This window comes from Staphylococcus piscifermentans (assembly GCF_900186985.1).
Lineage (GTDB): Bacteria > Bacillota > Bacilli > Staphylococcales > Staphylococcaceae > Staphylococcus > Staphylococcus piscifermentans.
Genome location: NZ_LT906447.1, coordinates 1,382,031 through 1,398,440, shown reverse-complemented (window position 1 = coordinate 1,398,440; position 16,410 = coordinate 1,382,031). Strand labels below are relative to the sequence as shown.

Annotated in this window: 13 protein-coding genes, 1 other RNA gene and 1 other annotated feature; of the genes, 2 read left to right on the top strand and 12 right to left on the bottom strand. The window is 36.9% G+C overall.

Going from position 1 to position 16,410, the window contains the following annotated elements:
* Window positions 1-36 precede the first annotated feature (36 nt).
* The 5 genes from alaS to CKV71_RS06450 form a co-directional block, all read right to left on the bottom strand.
* A complete protein-coding gene (gene alaS, locus CKV71_RS06470; protein WP_095104913.1) occupies window positions 37-2,667 on the bottom strand; it encodes an alanine--tRNA ligase in 2,631 nt (876 codons plus the stop codon).
* 67 nt (window positions 2,668-2,734) lie between these two features.
* Window positions 2,735-2,908 (bottom strand) — a binding site (T-box leader).
* A 61-nt stretch (window positions 2,909-2,969) separates the two neighbouring features.
* On the bottom strand, window positions 2,970-5,378 hold the full coding sequence (gene recD2 / locus CKV71_RS06465; protein WP_095104911.1) for an SF1B family DNA helicase RecD2: 2,409 nt from the start codon (window positions 5,376-5,378) through the stop codon (window positions 2,970-2,972).
* Window positions 5,379-5,381: 3 nt separating this feature from the next.
* Window positions 5,382-6,050: a tetratricopeptide repeat protein gene (locus CKV71_RS06460; RefSeq protein WP_095104909.1), complete on the bottom strand. Its 669-nt coding sequence runs from the start codon at window positions 6,048-6,050 to the stop codon at window positions 5,382-5,384.
* A 106-nt stretch (window positions 6,051-6,156) separates the two neighbouring features.
* Window positions 6,157-7,269: a tRNA 2-thiouridine(34) synthase MnmA gene (gene mnmA, locus CKV71_RS06455; protein WP_095104907.1), complete on the bottom strand. Its 1,113-nt coding sequence runs from the start codon at window positions 7,267-7,269 to the stop codon at window positions 6,157-6,159.
* Window positions 7,270-7,271: 2 nt separating this feature from the next.
* On the bottom strand, window positions 7,272-8,411 hold the full coding sequence (locus CKV71_RS06450; protein WP_095104905.1) for a cysteine desulfurase family protein: 1,140 nt from the start codon (window positions 8,409-8,411) through the stop codon (window positions 7,272-7,274).
* Window positions 8,412-8,592: 181 nt separating this feature from the next.
* On the opposite strand from CKV71_RS06450, the gene CKV71_RS06445 reads away from it, so the two are divergent.
* On the top strand, window positions 8,593-9,591 hold the full coding sequence (locus CKV71_RS06445; RefSeq protein WP_095104903.1) for an LLM class flavin-dependent oxidoreductase: 999 nt from the start codon (window positions 8,593-8,595) through the stop codon (window positions 9,589-9,591).
* 43 nt (window positions 9,592-9,634) lie between these two features.
* Here CKV71_RS06445 and CKV71_RS06440 read toward each other — a convergent pair whose 3' ends face one another.
* From CKV71_RS06440 to cymR, 3 genes are all read right to left on the bottom strand, one after another.
* Window positions 9,635-9,841 (bottom strand): CsbD family protein, encoded by a 207-nt coding sequence (locus tag CKV71_RS06440; RefSeq protein WP_095104901.1) that lies wholly within the window; start codon window positions 9,839-9,841, stop codon window positions 9,635-9,637.
* A gap of 61 nt (window positions 9,842-9,902) precedes the next feature.
* Window positions 9,903-10,076, bottom strand: a complete 174-nt coding sequence (locus CKV71_RS12430; RefSeq protein ID WP_157738594.1) for a hypothetical protein — start codon at window positions 10,074-10,076, stop codon at window positions 9,903-9,905.
* A 156-nt stretch (window positions 10,077-10,232) separates the two neighbouring features.
* The gene (gene cymR / locus CKV71_RS06435; RefSeq protein ID WP_095104899.1) at window positions 10,233-10,652 is read right to left on the bottom strand and encodes a cysteine metabolism transcriptional regulator CymR; all 420 of its coding nucleotides are present in this window, start codon (window positions 10,650-10,652) and stop codon (window positions 10,233-10,235) included.
* An 86-nt stretch (window positions 10,653-10,738) separates the two neighbouring features.
* On the opposite strand from cymR, the gene CKV71_RS06430 reads away from it, so the two are divergent.
* On the top strand, window positions 10,739-12,019 hold the full coding sequence (locus tag CKV71_RS06430) for a replication-associated recombination protein A (RefSeq protein WP_095104897.1): 1,281 nt from the start codon (window positions 10,739-10,741) through the stop codon (window positions 12,017-12,019).
* A gap of 64 nt (window positions 12,020-12,083) precedes the next feature.
* On the opposite strand, the gene CKV71_RS06425 is transcribed toward CKV71_RS06430, so the two are convergent.
* The 4 genes from CKV71_RS06425 to hisS all read right to left on the bottom strand — a co-directional run bounded on the left by CKV71_RS06425 (window position 12,084) and on the right by hisS (window position 16,307).
* Window positions 12,084-12,863 (bottom strand): tRNA threonylcarbamoyladenosine dehydratase, encoded by a 780-nt coding sequence (locus CKV71_RS06425; RefSeq protein ID WP_095104895.1) that lies wholly within the window; start codon window positions 12,861-12,863, stop codon window positions 12,084-12,086.
* A gap of 125 nt (window positions 12,864-12,988) precedes the next feature.
* Window positions 12,989-13,179: non-coding RNA, 6S RNA (ssrS, locus tag CKV71_RS06420), on the bottom strand.
* A gap of 71 nt (window positions 13,180-13,250) precedes the next feature.
* A complete protein-coding gene (gene aspS, locus CKV71_RS06415) occupies window positions 13,251-15,017 on the bottom strand; it encodes an aspartate--tRNA ligase (RefSeq protein ID WP_095104893.1) in 1,767 nt (588 codons plus the stop codon).
* Window positions 15,018-15,020: 3 nt separating this feature from the next.
* A complete protein-coding gene (gene hisS / locus CKV71_RS06410; protein ID WP_095104891.1) occupies window positions 15,021-16,307 on the bottom strand; it encodes a histidine--tRNA ligase in 1,287 nt (428 codons plus the stop codon).
* Between the last annotated feature and the right edge of the window lie 103 nt (window positions 16,308-16,410).

The window sequence follows — 16,410 nt, the reverse complement described above, 5'->3', positions numbered from 1 at the left end:
GATACATCTACCATTCTACATGAGAGTGTCGATAAGTTATAGCGTTTTAATGTAGTTTTTAATGAATTGTAATGCCTCTGTTATCTTACTTGGTTCACTTCCGCCGCCTTGAGCCATATCAGGACGACCGCCGCCTTTACCGCCGACCACTGGTGCCATGTTTTTAATAATGTCCCCAGCTTTAATTTTATCTGTTTCAGCTTTAGGTACTGTGGCAACGAGTGCTACTTTACCGCCGACATCACTTGCTAAAATAATCACTGTATCTTGTAATTTTGATTTGAAATCATCCATTGTCTGACGTAATGCTTTTGCATTTTCAGCTTCTACTTGCAAGGCTAAGACTTTCAAGCCGTTCATTTCTTCTACTTGATCATCAATATTACCCATTTTCAATGCAGTGATTTCTTGATTACGTTGTTCTAATTGTTTATGCAATTGTTTTTCGTTGTCGATGAGTTGATTTACTTTTTCAGCTACTTGGTCATCTTCTTTAGCTTTTACTTGGTGCTTAACTGCTTTAAATTTATTTTGGATAGCTTCAAGATATAAGAAAGCAGCTTTACCAGTTAATGCTTCAATACGGCGTACGCCTGCACCAGTTCCTGATTCACTGACAATCTTGAATAAACCAATCTCAGATGTGTTGTTAACGTGAATACCACCACATAATTCAATAGAGAATGGTGACATATCTACTACACGCACAATATCGCCATATTTTTCTCCGAATAATGCCATTGCTCCAGATGCTTTCGCTTCTTCTATCGGCATTTCTTTGATAGTCACATCAATGCCTTTCCAAATTTCCTCATTAACACGGCGTTCAACTTGTTCTAATTCTTCTTCTGTTACTGGACCAAAGTGTGAAAAGTCGAAACGTAATCGGTCGCCTTCAACTAGAGAACCCGCCTGATTCACGTGATCACCTAGTACTTCTTTTAAAGCGGCATGCAATAAGTGAGTCGCACTATGGTTTTTCTTAATGTCGCGACGATCTGCATGGTTCACTGAAGCTTCAACTTCCGCACCTTCAGATACTTGTCCGAATTGAACTACACCTTTATGCAAGTTTTGACCATTTGGAGCTTTCGTCACTTCTGTCACTTCAATTTCAAAGTTTTCGTTGCTCACTGTACCTTGGTCAGCCACTTGTCCACCGCTGACAGCGTAAAATGGTGTTTGTTCAAGTACAAAGAATACCGTATCGCCAGCGTCTGCTTTCTCTACACGTTCACCGTTTACAATGATGTCTGTAATTTTAGTGTTTTGATCCATCACATCATAGCCTGTAAACGTACTTGCTGTAGTGATATTTTTTAATACTTCACTTTGGATTTGCATAGATTCTGATTTTTGACGTGCTTGACGAGCACGATCTCTTTGTTTTTGCATTTCCGCTTCGAAGGTTTTCATATCTACAGTTAAACCTTCGTTATCGGCAATTTCTTCTGTTAATTCAATTGGGAAACCGTACGTATCATATAATTTGAAAGCATCTTTACCATTGATCACATTACCGCCAGCTTTAGCCTCTTTAATCATATCGTTCAAGATAGCTAAACCTTCTTCTAATGTTTCGTGGAAACGTTCTTCTTCAGATTTAATAACACGTTTGATGAAATCTGCTTTTTGTTTCACTTCTGGGTAATAAGGTTCCATAATCTCTGCTACTGTGTCGACTAAGCGATACATGAATGGCTCATTAATATCTAGAGATTGACTGAAACGTACTGCACGACGCAACAAGCGACGTAATACATATCCGCGTCCTTCGTTTGCAGGTAAAGCACCATCACCAATAGCAAAGGCAATTGTACGGATATGGTCTGCAATGACTTTAAAAGCAACATCTTGTTCTGCATTTTCTTGATATTTTTTACCTGAAATTTGTTCTACATCTTCAATAATCGGCATAAACAAGTCTGTTTCGTAGTTGGTACGTACATTTTGCGCGATAGAAGCCATACGTTCCAGACCCATGCCGGTATCAATATTTTTATTGGGAAGCGGAGTATAGGTATGATCTTTATTATGATTAAATTCACTGAATACTAAGTTCCACACTTCAAGGTAACGTTCATTTTCACCGCCAGGGTACATTTCTTCAGCTGGATCGTCTTTACCATATTCTGGTCCACGATCATAGAAAATTTCTGTGTTCGGACCAGATGGACCTTCACCGATATCCCAGAAATTGCCTTCGATACGAATAATACGACTTTCTTCTAATCCGATAACATCATGCCATAAATCATACGCTTCTGTATCCTCAGGATGAATCGTTACATATAATTTTTCAGGTTCCATTCCCATCCAACGATCACTTGTTAAAAATTCCCAAGCAAATTCAATCGCTTCACGTTTGAAATAATCACCGATAGAAAAGTTGCCAAGCATTTCGAAAAATGTATGGTGGCGTGCAGTGAATCCTACATTTTCAATATCATTGGTTCTAATGGCTTTTTGAGAGTTGACAATTCTTGGTTTTTTCGGAATTTCACGACCGTCAAAGTATTTTTTCAGTGTTGCAACACCTGAGTTGATCCATAATAAAGAATCATCATTAATCGGTACAAGCGGTGCGGAAGGTTCTACCATATGTCCCTGTTCTTTAAAATAATCAATAAAATTTTGTCTGATTTCACTAGCTTTCAATTGCTTCATATATCCTCACTCCTAATTTACGATGATAAGCTCCGTATACTTGAGCATAAAAAAATACATTCATCCAAAAAGGGACGAATGTATCGCGGTACCACCCTAGTTATGTGTACAATCCACACTACACATCACTCATTGTTTATACGGACTGACATAAAGTAGCGTTCATCAATGTTTGCGATACCTTTCACCAACCGGCACCTCTCTCAAGCATAGTACATTGACTACTCATCTTTATGTGAATTTAATTTTATTTTAGATGGATGGTGCTTAAATGTCAATTATATGTTGTTTCGAAGGTGACTTTATTTTTCAGGCGCAAAACTATAAGGTGTAACATCGCCCATTCCAATCATCGGATCGATTTTGAAAATAGTAGCTTCTGACAGTTCGATGACTTTAGTATTTTGTTCTGCAGTTGAAGTTGAATGGTTCTCTTCAGTTTCACTTGACGATGCTTCCGTGCCGAAATAATCGCGCAGTAGTTGTGCCATGCGGGTCATACGCACCTGTCCGTACGTTTGCATTCCAATATCAAAGGCTTGGCTGTCTCCTAAAAAGACTAATGATTGTTTTGCGCGAGTCAAACCTGTATAGATAATCGGTCGTTGCAGCATACGATAATACTGTTTAACAATCGGCATAATCACGATTGGAAACTCTGAACCTTGTGCTTTATGAATTGAAGTACAGTAAGCATGCGTCAATTCCATCATGTCTTGTTTCGTAAAAGTGATTTCATTACCTTCAAAATCCACAACCAAGACGTCTTTATTTAATTCATTTTCTTTTGCCCAGAAAATACCTTGAATAACTCCAATATCACCATTGAAGATATTATCATTCGGACGGTTCACTAGTTGTAGTACTTTATCGCCTTTTCGAAAAACAACATCGCCAAATTCTATTTCTCGAGTATCTTCTTCTTTAGGGTTCAAGATATCTTGAAGTACTTTATTTAAGCGTTTAATACCTGCGCTTCCTCTATACATAGGTGCTAGCACCTGTATATCGCTCATATCATATCCTTTTTTAACAGCGGAAGTCACTACTTTATTAACGACATCAGGAATCTGATCGGCACTGCATGGGATGAAACTGCGATCATGGAAGCGTTGAGTAATATCAATTGGTTGTCCTAATTTCATTTTATGCGCTAATTCGATAATGCTTGAACCATCTTGTTGCCGATAAACTTCGGTCAAATTCACGCGTGGTATCACTTTAGAATCAATCAAGTCCTTAAAGACTTGACCTGGTCCTACAGAAGGTAATTGGTCTTCATCACCAACTAGAATAACTTGCGCATCAATCGGTACGGCATTTAAAAATTGATGGAACAACCAAGTATCTACCATCGACATTTCATCAATGATAATCAACTTAGCATTAATTTCATTTTCTAATACATCTTCTGGTTTCGTTTCTTGACTCCAACCAATCAAACGATGAATCGTCATGGCTTCTAAACCCGTAGATTCTTGTAATCTTTTAGCGGCTCGTCCTGTAGGCGCTGCTAAGGCGATAGGATAATCGTCTTCATTATAATCATCATAATCGAGCGATAAACCGTGGATTTCTGCGTAAAGTTCCACAATCCCTTTGATAACCGTAGTTTTCCCTGTACCTGGACCGCCAGTCAGCAGCATTACTTTAGAATTGATTGCAGTCTCTAAGGCTTCCTTTTGCGAAGCGGCATAATTCACTTTATTCATATCTTCAATTTCACCGATATGCATCTGCAAGTCTGATTGCTCGATAGTTTCTAATTTGGTTTGATGTGCTTCTATACGATATAAATTCTGTACACTTTTCACTTCGGAATAATATAAACTTGGAACAGAAAGGGTTTCATCCGCTTCCACCAGCTTCTCTTCCTCTGTCAGTTGCAAAATCATCTCTTCCAACAATTTAGCATCAATAGATTCGCTATGTACTTGCGATAACGTATCTTGAGAGGCTTCTATGACATAATCTTTCGGCAAATAAGTGTGGCCTTGTTTAATACATTCTTCTTCAATGGTATACAATAAGCCAGCTTTCAATCGCTCGGGGTCGTTGTATTCTATCCCAAGATTTTTAGCTAAAGTGTCAGCTTTATTAAAACCGACACCTTTCACATCATAGACCAGCTGATATGGATTCTTTTCAATTTCCGATAATGTCTCTACTTGATAGACCTGATAAATATTCATAGATAATTTAGGGCCGAAACCTAAATCATGCAGACGTATCATAATCTTTTCTACTTCTTGGTTACTATAGATTTGTTCGGCAATTTGTTTTTGCTTTTTCTTAGATAAATGTGGGACTTCAGCCAAAGCTTCTTCGTTATCCAAAATTTTATTAATCGCGTTTTCGCCAAGTGTAGCGACAATATTTTCTGCTGTTTTCTTTCCGATACCTTTAAATAAATCACTAGACAAATAACTGACAATAGCATCTTTTGTTTGCGGTAATTCTTTTTCAAAGGTTTCTGCTTTCAACTGTTTGCCATACTTCGGGTGTGTAACCGCTTGTCCTTTGAAGGTATACACATCACCTTCTGCAATTTCAGGAAAGAACCCTACAATTGTCGGCATACTATCAAATTCTTCATTCGTTTCAATAGGATCTACTTTCAGCACAGTATAGAAGTTTTCTTTATTTTGAAAAAGAATGGCTTCGACCGTACCTTTGACCATAGAGTAATCAAATAATGTAGGGTTGCTCAAGTGTTATTCCTCCTCTTGCTCAAGTTGTTTAAACGTTTTAATTGCGTGCTGACTTAACAAATGCTGAGGATCAATTTTGACTGCGCGTTCAAAATATGGCAGAGCATCGTTAGTATTTTCAGATTGCATATAGCCTGCAAGACCACGATTATAAAGCGCATCTGTATTTTCAGAATTGATATTTAGCACTTTATCTAACTGCTGTATTGCAGCGTCGAACATTTCTAAATGGCACAATACTAAACCATATTGAAATTGAATTTCTTCATCATTCTTCTCATCAAGTTCAGCTGCCCGCATTAAAAATGGCAACGCTTCTTTGAATGCGCCTAATTGATTGAATGACATACCAATCATATAATTGGTATCCGCTTCATCTACTCCTTTTTGCAAAGCTTGCTGATATAATTTAATCGCATCATTATAGCTTTCAGCATTATAGTAAACATTTGCCAGATTATAATAAATTGCACCATTATCAGGATTAATAGTTAAAGCTTTTTGGAAAAATTTCTCTGCTTTTTCTACTTCTCCAGCTTCAGCAAGCAAGATTCCTGAATTAATATAGTTTTCAATAGCTTCAGGGTTTTGTTCTATATTTTCAAATAAAGCTTTTAAAGCTTCTTCAAATTTGCCTTCTTTTATGAGTTGATAGATTGCTTCTTGTTCCATTTTTCAGTCCTCATTTCTATCTCGATTCAAATATATATTTTAACAGAAATAAAGCATTTTATGTAAAAAAAGAGACGAGGTATTGTCTCGTCTCTCTACTATTCCTTTATACAATATATGTTAATTGACCTGCTTCTTTATAGACATCATCAATCGTTGCACCACCGAGACATACATCTCCATCGTATAGCACTACTGCTTGTCCAGGCGTAATCGCACGCACAGGTTCATCAAAGTCTACGCGAATTTGGTTTTCTCCGATACTTGTAACTGTAACTTTTGTATCTTTTTGGCGATATCTGAATTTTGCTGTACATTCTAAGCCGTTTGCTAAATCGATATCATTCACAAGTGAAACATCTGATGCAATTAAGTAATCACTGTAAAGTGCATCATGATGGAAACCTTGTTCTACATATAAAACATTGTCTTCTAAGTTTTTACCGACTACAAACCACGGATCTCCATCTCCGCCGATACCTAAACCATGGCGTTGGCCGATTGTATAGTACATTAAGCCACTGTGTGTACCCATTTTCTTACCATTTAACGTACGCATATCGCCTGATTGCGCTGGTAAATAATTGGATAAGAATTCTTTGAAATTACGTTCTCCGATAAAACAGATACCTGTGGAGTCTTTTTTCTTAGCTGTTGCTAAATCTTGTTCAGCTGCAATACGACGTACTTCAGATTTTTCCATACCACCTAACGGGAACATGACTTTTGATAATTGTTTATGTGTCAATTGATTCAAGAAATAGGTTTGGTCTTTATTGTTGTCTACACCACGCAACATTTCAACATTTCCATTTTTATCCCGTCTCACTTGTGCATAATGTCCTGTTGCAACATAATCTGCACCTAACTTCATTGCATGATCTAAAAATGCTTTGAATTTAATTTCTTTATTGCACATTACATCTGGATTAGGGGTACGTCCTTTTTTATATTCATCTAGGAAATAAGTAAATACTTTATCCCAGTATTCTTGTTCAAAGTTAACAGCATAATAAGGGATGCCGATTTGGTTGCAGACAGCAATTACATCATTATAATCTTCAGTTGCTGTACAAACACCATTTTCATCGGTGTCATCCCAGTTTTTCATGAAGATACCGATGACGTCATAGCCTTGCTCTTTCAGCAAATATGCTGTAACCGAACTATCAACGCCGCCTGACATACCGACAACAACTCTTGTATCTTGGTTGCTCAAGTTTATTCCTCCTTAAATCTATGATAAATCTTTTGAATTTCTGCTACGATATATTTTATTTCCAATTCAGTTGTCAGTTCATTGAAACTGAAGCGGATAGATTGTTTTGTTCTTGGATCTTCGCCATACATAGCTTCTAACACGTGTGACGGCATAGTAGAACCTGCAGTACAAGCTGAGCCTGATGATACACTGATGTTAGCTAAATCTAACAAAGTCAACATCGTTTCTACGTCAATAAAAGGGAAATAGATATTTAACACATGTCCCGTGGTATCCGTCATGGAACCATTGACTTCAAAAGGAATACTACGTTCTTGCAATTGCACTAAAAATAACTCTTTTAGATTCATTAAATGAATATTATTTTCGTCACGATGAGCTGCAGCAATTTTCAATGCTTCTGCCATTCCAGCAATTTGAGATACATTTTCAGTTCCCGCACGACGTTTGGTTTCTTGACTACCGCCAAGCTGAGAAAATTTTATGGGTGTTTTTTCTTTTACTAATAAAGCACCTACGCCCTTTGGACCGCCGAATTTATGTGCAGTTAAACTCATACTGTCAAACTGAAATTCATCAAATTTAATAGGCAAATGTTCTATAGCTTGCACCGCGTCAACATGCAACATTGCATCACATTGCTTTACAATTTCTTCTATTTCATACATCGGTTGGACAGTGCCGACTTCATTATTTACAAACATAATAGATACTAATATGGTATCTTCGCGCATCGCTTCTTTAAGTTGTGCTAAATCCACAATGCCTTCTCGGTCAACATCCAGATAAGTAACTTCGAATCCCTCGCGTTCAAGTTGTTCAAAGACATGCAAAACAGAATGATGTTCAATCTTAGAAGTAATCATGTGCTTGCCCTTATGCTGGTTTGCATAAGCTAGACCCTTAATTGCAGTATTATTAGATTCAGTTGCACCACTGGTAAAAATAATCTCATTAGGCTTTGCCCCTAAAAGAGAACCCATTTCTCTACGTGCTGCATCTAAATACTGGCGCGCATCTCTGCCGACACTATGAATAGATGACGGATTACCATAATGATGCGAATATAACTCCATCATTTTCTCTATAACTTCTGGTTTCACAGGAGTAGTTGCTGCATAATCTGCATATACTTCCATTAGTCAGACACTTCCTCACAATTTTATCAATGTTCCAATTCTAGCACCAACATGTCAATTTTTCTAGTGCTCTGCTTGATTTAATTATAACACCATGAGCTATTTTGATAAGCAATTAAATATTTTCTTTTACAAACCACTGTTATAATGAGGGCATAAATTATATAAGGAGGCTAAATTTGTGAGTGATATTAAACTTTCCGCTTTAAACTTAGTACCTATTCGCGAAGGTGGCAATGAAAAAGAAGCAATTGATGATATGGTTAAACTTGCTCAGGATTTAGATGAACTGGACTATGAACGTTATTGGATTGCAGAACATCACAATGCACCCAATTTAGTTAGTTCAGCAACTGTATTGCTTATCCAACATACTTTAGCGCAAACTTCAAATATCCGTGTAGGTTCTGGAGGGATTATGCTTCCAAACCACGCACCATTAGTCGTTGCTGAACAGTTCGGTACATTAGAAACTATTTACCCAAATCGCGTTGATTTGGGACTTGGCCGTGCTCCTGGTACAGATATGATGACTGCTAGTGCTTTAAGACGCGATCAACACAATGGCGTTTATGCATTCCCTGAAGAAGTCGCTCAACTACAGAAATTTTTCGGCCCTGAAAAACAACAAGGCTATGTACGCGCTTATCCCGCTGTTAACAAAAATGTTCCTTTATATATCTTAGGTTCTTCTACAGACTCTGCACATTTAGCAGCTAGACAAGGATTGCCGTACGTATTTGCAGGACATTTTGCACCGCAACAAATGAAAGATGCTATTGAAATTTACAAAGAGTTATTTGAGCCTTCTGACGTACTTGATAAACCATATGTTATTGTATGTTTAAATGCTATCGTAGCTGATACAGATGAGGAAGCTAAAAAACTATCAACTTCATTAGCACAAGTGATGATTAGTATTGCACGAGGCAGAATGCAGCCACTGCAACCGCCAACTGATGATTTAGCTTCACTTTTAACGCCTGCTGAATTGCAGATGGCAGAAAAACGTGCTCAAGATTCTTTAATCGGTTCTGAAGAAACTGTGAAAGCACAGCTAGAAGATTTTATCGATTTCTATGGAGAGATTGATGAACTGATGGCTGTCAGCTATATCTATGATCAAGATAAACAAACAGAATCGTATAAACGTTTGAAAAATGTCATCGAAAAATTATAGCATAAAAAAACGCCCATTTTCGGGCGTTTTTTTGTTTACATACTTATTTATCTTTATTGAATTTATCTTTGACTTTATCAGTGAAGTCTTTGACTTTATCAGCAGCTTCATCTACTTTTTCATTAATTTTACCAGAAGTTTTATCTGCTTTACCTTCATTTTCTAAATCTTTATTATCAGTAGCGTTGCCTACTGTTTCTTTTACATTGCCTTTTGCTTGTTCGAATTTATTTTCTTCTTTGTTAGCCATTATGAATCCCTCCAAAAGTTATTTCAGATATTTATTTACCTTTAAAGTCGTACATTAAACATTATTTGCTCGGTTTATCTGGACCACCGTGTTTTACTAATTCATCGTGCATTTCATCCATAACATGCTGACCCTTCTCTTTATTAGATTCATGTTCTTCCATTTTTTTCGGATCAGCATGTTTTCTTGCATATTCTTCATAATCTTTAATTTTATTTTTTTCGTCTTTCATCATTATCTTCCTCCTCGAGATAACATCTAAGGTTATATCTTCTTGATGTGATATATTTACATACCCCAGAAAAATATTTTATAAACAAAACGATTAAATTAATTATACAATTATAAAAAAGGTTCACCAACCTAACGTCAGTTGGCAAACCTTTCTCAATTAAATATAGAACATATAGTTATCAAGTTTATCGGAATCATTGAACTCTGCTAAATATTTTAACGTCGTACCATCAAGTACTTCTCTTACTGCGTCGCGCATTCTTAACCATAATTCTTTTTGTGCTGGTGGCTCAGAATCAATACTTTCAACAAATGATATCGGACCTTCTAATAGACGGATAATATCGCCGGCTTTAATTTCTTCAGCTGGTACGCGAAGTTGGTACCCGCCTTTTGCCCCACGAACACTTCGTATAAGACCGGCATTTCTTAACGGCCCCACCAATTGTTCTAAGTATAGATCACTAAGATTGTTCTCTTCTGCTATTGTTTTTAAGGATACGCAACCTTGTCCCTCTCGCTTAGCTAGGGAAATCATTAAAGTTAATCCGTATCTCCCTTTAGTTGAAATTTTCATGTTATTACCTCGCTTAATCCGATTTTGTTTTATTCAATTTTAGCATTTTTTACGTTAATATAGTAACAGAAAGGTGTGAAACGATATTGAATAATGAACCATTAGCTTCCAGAATGCGACCCCAAAACCTGGATGAAATCATTTCGCAACAACACCTGGTCGGACCCAAAGGAGTTATCAGAAGAATGGTGGAGGCTAAACGGCTCACATCTATGATTTTCTACGGGCCACCAGGAATAGGCAAAACAAGTATTGCTAAAGCTATTGCAGGCTCAACACAATTTAAAATCAGACAATTGAATGCTGTAACTAATACAAAGAAAGATATGCAAATGGTAGTTGAAGAAGCCAAAATGTCTGGCCAAGTTATCTTATTATTAGATGAAATTCATCGATTAGATAAGTCGAAACAAGACTTTTTATTACCCCATTTAGAAAATGGAAAAATCGTCTTAATCGGTGCTACGACATCTAACCCTTATCATGCAATTAATCCGGCAATTCGCTCAAGAGCACAAATTTTTGAATTATATCCTTTGGAGGAAAATGGTATCAAAACAGCTTTAGAACGTGCACTTTCGGAAAAAGAACGCGGTTTAGCTGACTATAACGTCAAAATTGATGACGATGCACTCCAATATTTTTCTACACAAAGTCAAGGAGATGTGCGCGCTGCTTTAAATGCCTTAGAGCTCGCTGTCTTAAGTGCTCAACCTGAAGATGATGGCACAGTACACATTACGCTTGAAGATGCACAAGATTGTTTGCAAAAAGGAAGTTTCATGAGTGATAAAGACGGTGATATGCATTACGATGTTATGAGTGCGTTCCAAAAATCTATTCGCGGCAGTGATACAGATGCAGCATTACATTATTTAGCGAGATTAATTGAAGCGGGCGATTTACCGACTATAGCTAGACGTTTGCTGGTAATCAGTTATGAAGATGTAGGTTTGGCTTCTCCAGGTGCTGGTCAACGTACCCTAGCAGCTATAGAATCTGCAGAACGCTTAGGCTTTCCAGAAGCACGCATTCCGCTCAGTCAAGCGGTCATAGAGTTATGTCTGTCGCCTAAATCTAATTCAGGTATCAAAGCTATCGATGCAGCTTTATCTGATATACGAAAAGGCCAAGCCGGACAAGTACCTAATCATCTTAAAGATGGCCACTATGCAAGTGCTAAAAAATTAGGTAGAGCTATCGGTTATCAGTATCCGCATAACTCTGAAAGTGGATTTATTCCGCAACAATACTTGCCAGATAAATTAAAAAATCGTCAATATTATCATCCTAAATCTACTTCAAAAGCAGAACAGCAATTCAAACAAATTTATGATAATATTACCAAACAACAAAAACATCTTTAATAAAATGGTTGTATAATGAAAAGCTGAGGAATTCATTCTTTCTCAGCTTTTTAATATACAATCTTTATTTATCTTGTTTTCTGTCTTTAATGCGTGTAACTGGAATATCTTTTAAAATATCATTAATCACATAACCTGCACAAATCAACCCTACTACACTAGGTACAAATGCATTAGAAGAAGGTGGGATTTGTCCTTTTCTAGTGGCTGCATTTTTATCTCCGACTGTTTCTTTAACATCTTCACGAATGACAATCGGGCTTTCATCGGAAAATACCACAGGTACACCTTTACGAATGCCTTCTTTTTTTAATTTTTGACGAATGATTTTAGCGATTGGATCTGTATTAGTTTCAGAGATATCAGCCACTTGGAAGCGTGTCGGGTCTGTTTTATTAGCCGCTCCCATGCTCGAAATGAGCTTAACATTACGTTTCAAACATTCTCTCATTAAATGTACTTTATACATAATCGTATCACTCGCATCGATAAAATAATCGATATCGTAATCATTAAACAGCGCCTCATATGTATCTTCATTATAAAACATATGGAGTGAAGTAACCTTGCAATCAGGATTGATTAATTTAATACGTTCTTCCATCAATGTCACTTTGCTTTGACCGATTGTCGTTGTCAAAGCATGGATTTGACGATTGACATTAGTAATATCTACATCATCTTTATCAATTAAAATGATATGGCCGATATTGGTTCTAGCTAAAGCTTCTGCCGCAAACGAACCTACTCCGCCTACTCCTAAAACTGCAACTGTTTGACTTTTAAGTAAATCCAAACCTTCTTTTCCGTAAGCTAATTCATTACGTGAAAACTGATGTTTCATTTTTGGAAAACTCCTTTAATCCTTATTTTTACATCTATTTATTATAGCAAATTCTAATTTTTAATAAACTGGGGATGAATAGCTTTATAAATAAAAAAATACGCAAGGCAAATGCCCTGCGTACGATAGAATCCGTTGTACCGTAGTTATAATAGCTTGATCATTTTGGCCTGCTATATACAGGTGGGTGCCCTGTTTCTTGTTTTGCACGTCCTCCTAGAGAGGCGTGTGCGCTGCAAGAAAACCTATTGGGCTCCCTGATCAAAGAGTGTTAGGTCAAAATACATACAGCAAACTACGAGTATTTCAGACGACTATCTTATGAGTTAATATTACCACATTTTAACCGAATTGCAAATTTAAACTATCGAATCTGCGAATTTTGTATTAATGACGAATACGGAGTGATAGTTCTTCTAATTGTTTATCAGATACTTCACTTGGTGCTTGAGTCATAAGAGATACTGCAGATGCAGTTTTAGGGAATGCAATTGTATCACGTAAGTTATTACGTCCTGCAAGCAACATCACGAAGCGGTCTAAACCAAGTGCGATTCCGCCATGTGGTGGTGCACCGAATTTGAAGGCATCTAATAAGAAACCGAATTGTTCTTGTGCCTGTTCTTTTGTGAATCCTAATACTTCAAACATTTTTGATTGGATATCTGCATTATGAATTCTGATTGAACCGCCGCCAAGTTCATAGCCATTCAATACAATATCATATGCTTTAGCTTGTGCTTTTTCAGGTTCTGAATCTAATTTGTCTAAATCTTCATCTTTAGGTGAAGTAAATGGATGGTGGGCTGCTACATAACGTTTTTCATCTTCGTCATATTCAAGTAACGGCCAATCAGTTACCCATAAGAAGTTCAATTTGTCTTTGTCGATTAAACCTAATTCATGTGCTAATTTCACACGTAATGCACCTAAACTTTGTGCTACAACACTAGGTTTGTCAGCTACAAACATTACTAAGTCGCCTGGTTCTGCGCCAGTCAACTCTTTCACTTTTTCAACATCTTTATCTTCAAAGAATCTGGCAATCGGGCCACTGAAGCCGTCTTCTACAACTTTGACCCAAGCTAAACCTTTGGCACCATAGATATTTACAAATTCTGTTAAAGCGTCCATGTCTTTACGTGTATATTTATCAGCAGCGCCTTTAGCAGCTAAAGCTTTTACTTCTCCACCTTTTTCAACTGTATCTTTGAATACTTTGAAGTCCATAGTACGACCAAGTTCAGATACGTCTTTCAATTCCATATCAAAACGTGTATCCGGTTTATCTGAACCGTAACGTGCCATTGCTTCTGCGTAAGTCATACGTGGGAATTGATCAGTCAACTCAACACCTTTAACATCTTTCACTACTTTTTTAAGCAAGGCTTCGCCCATTTCCATAACATCTTCTTGATCTACGAAGCTCATTTCAACGTCGACTTGAGTAAATTCAGGTTGTCTGTCTGCACGCAAATCTTCATCACGGAAACATTTAACAATTTGGTAGTATTTATCAAAACCACTAATCATTAGTAACTGTTTAAATAATTGTGGTGATTGCGGCAAGGCATAGAATTGCCCTTCGTGTACACGAGAAGGTACTAAATAGTCACGCGCACCTTCTGGCGTTGATTTAGTTAAAACCGGAGTTTCAATATCTAAGAAACCGTCTCCATCTAAGAACTCACGTACTGAACGTGTAATTTGATGACGCATTTTGATAGTTTGCGCAAGCTCTTGTCTTCTTAAGTCTAAATAACGATATTTTAAGCGGATATTTTCATCTACTTGTTGGTTTTCATCGTTAATTGAAAATGGAGGTGTTTGTGCTTTATTAATAATATTAATGTGATCCACTTGCACTTCAACATTACCAGTTTTGATTTTAGGGTTGACTGTTTCAGGATCACGTTTGGTAACTGTACCTTCTACTTCAATCACATATTCACTACGGATAGATTCCGCAATTTCTAAGGCTTCTTTTGAAAAGTCAGGGTTAAATACAATTTGTACATATCCTTCACGGTCACGTAAATCCACGAAAATCAAACCGCCTAAGTCTCTGCGGTTATGCACCCAACCTTTTAATGTAACACGTTGTCCTAATAAATCTTCAGTTACTAGACCACAATAAGTTGTTCTTTTACTCATATATTACTTCTCTCCTTGTTTTTCTTTCTTACTTTCAAAATAAGAAACTAAGTCAGCTAAATGAATAGAATCAGATTCTCCACTATCCATATGTTTAATATCAATATTACCATCTTCAAGTTCTTGCTCGCCGATAACGATTGTATATTCTGCCCCTACACGGTTGGCTTGTTTCATTTGACCTTTAATTTTGCGTTTCAAATAATCCTTGTCGGCTTTAATACCGTGATGACGTAAATCATTTAATAAATTGACTGCATATCTATCAGCTTTTTCACCCATTGTGACAATGAATAAATCTAAATGTTCATCTTCTTCGATTTCAATGCCTTCTTCTTCTAAAGCTAATAATAGACGTTCGATACTCAAGGCGAAACCGATACCTGTTTGTTTAGGTCCTTCTAGTAATTCTAGCAATCCATTATAACGTCCACCCCCACATAAGGTAGTAATAGCGCCATCATAATCGGGACTGTCTATCATTAATTCGAAAGCAGTGTGCGTATAATAATCAAGACCGCGCACAAGATTTGGATCCTCAACATACGGAATATTTAAGTCGTCTAAATATTGTTTAACTTGGTTAAAATATTCTTTAGATTCTTCATTGAGATAATCAGTTATACGCGGAGCAGTTTTTACCGCTTCTTTATCTCTATCTACTTTACAATCTAAAATACGCATCGGATTAGTATGCAACCGTGCTTGACAATCACTGCAGAACGTATCGATAACGGGTTCGAAATGCTCAATTAATGCTTCATTGTATTGTTTACGAGAATCGAAATCACCGACGCTATTGATAACCAATTTAAGATGTTTTAAACCAAATGATTGGTATATATGCATCACCATTGCTAAAATTTCCGCATCGATACTTGGATCTTCAGCACCGATAGCTTCTACACCAAATTGGTTGAACTGACGATAACGTCCCTTTTGCTTACGCTCATAACGAAACATCGGTCCATTATAATAAAGTTTAATCGGTTGATTAGGATCTCCTTGCATTTTATTTTCAATATATGAACGTACTACCGCTGCTGTACCTTCAGGTCGAAGTGTAATACTTCTGTCACCTTTGTCTTTAAAGGTATACATTTCTTTTTGTACCACGTCTGTAGAATCACCGACGCCTCGAGCAAATAAATCAGTACTTTCAAAAATAGGTGTACGAATTTCTTTATAATTATATAATTCCATTAATTCATCTAATTTAGTTTCGATATATCTCCATTTTCTGCTTTGGTCAGGAAGAATATCTTGTGTCCCACGCGGGATTTTAATCATAATGTCACATCCTTTAATAAATAAAAAAATCCCTTGCATGATATCACTATCACACAAGGGACGAAAATTCCGTGTTGCCACCCTAATTGAGCCTAAACGTATT

Excerpts from the sequence above, each read along its gene's own strand:
- alaS (WP_095104913.1), bottom strand. The coding sequence starts at position 2,667 with ATGAAGCAATTGAAAGCTAGTGAAATCAGACAAAATTTTATTGATTAT.
- CKV71_RS06460 (WP_095104909.1), bottom strand. The coding sequence starts at position 6,050 with ATGGAACAAGAAGCAATCTATCAACTCATAAAAGAAGGCAAATTTGAA.
- CKV71_RS06450 (WP_095104905.1), bottom strand. The coding sequence starts at position 8,411 with ATGGAAGTATATGCAGATTATGCAGCAACTACTCCTGTGAAACCAGAA.
- CKV71_RS06440 (WP_095104901.1), bottom strand. The coding sequence starts at position 9,841 with ATGGCTAACAAAGAAGAAAATAAATTCGAACAAGCAAAAGGCAATGTA.
- CKV71_RS12430 (WP_157738594.1), bottom strand. The coding sequence starts at position 10,076 with ATGATGAAAGACGAAAAAAATAAAATTAAAGATTATGAAGAATATGCA.
- cymR (WP_095104899.1), bottom strand. The coding sequence starts at position 10,652 with ATGAAAATTTCAACTAAAGGGAGATACGGATTAACTTTAATGATTTCC.
- CKV71_RS06425 (WP_095104895.1), bottom strand. The coding sequence starts at position 12,863 with ATGAAACATCAGTTTTCACGTAATGAATTAGCTTACGGAAAAGAAGGT.
- aspS (WP_095104893.1), bottom strand. The coding sequence starts at position 15,017 with ATGAGTAAAAGAACAACTTATTGTGGTCTAGTAACTGAAGATTTATTA.
- hisS (WP_095104891.1), bottom strand. The coding sequence starts at position 16,307 with ATGATTAAAATCCCGCGTGGGACACAAGATATTCTTCCTGACCAAAGC.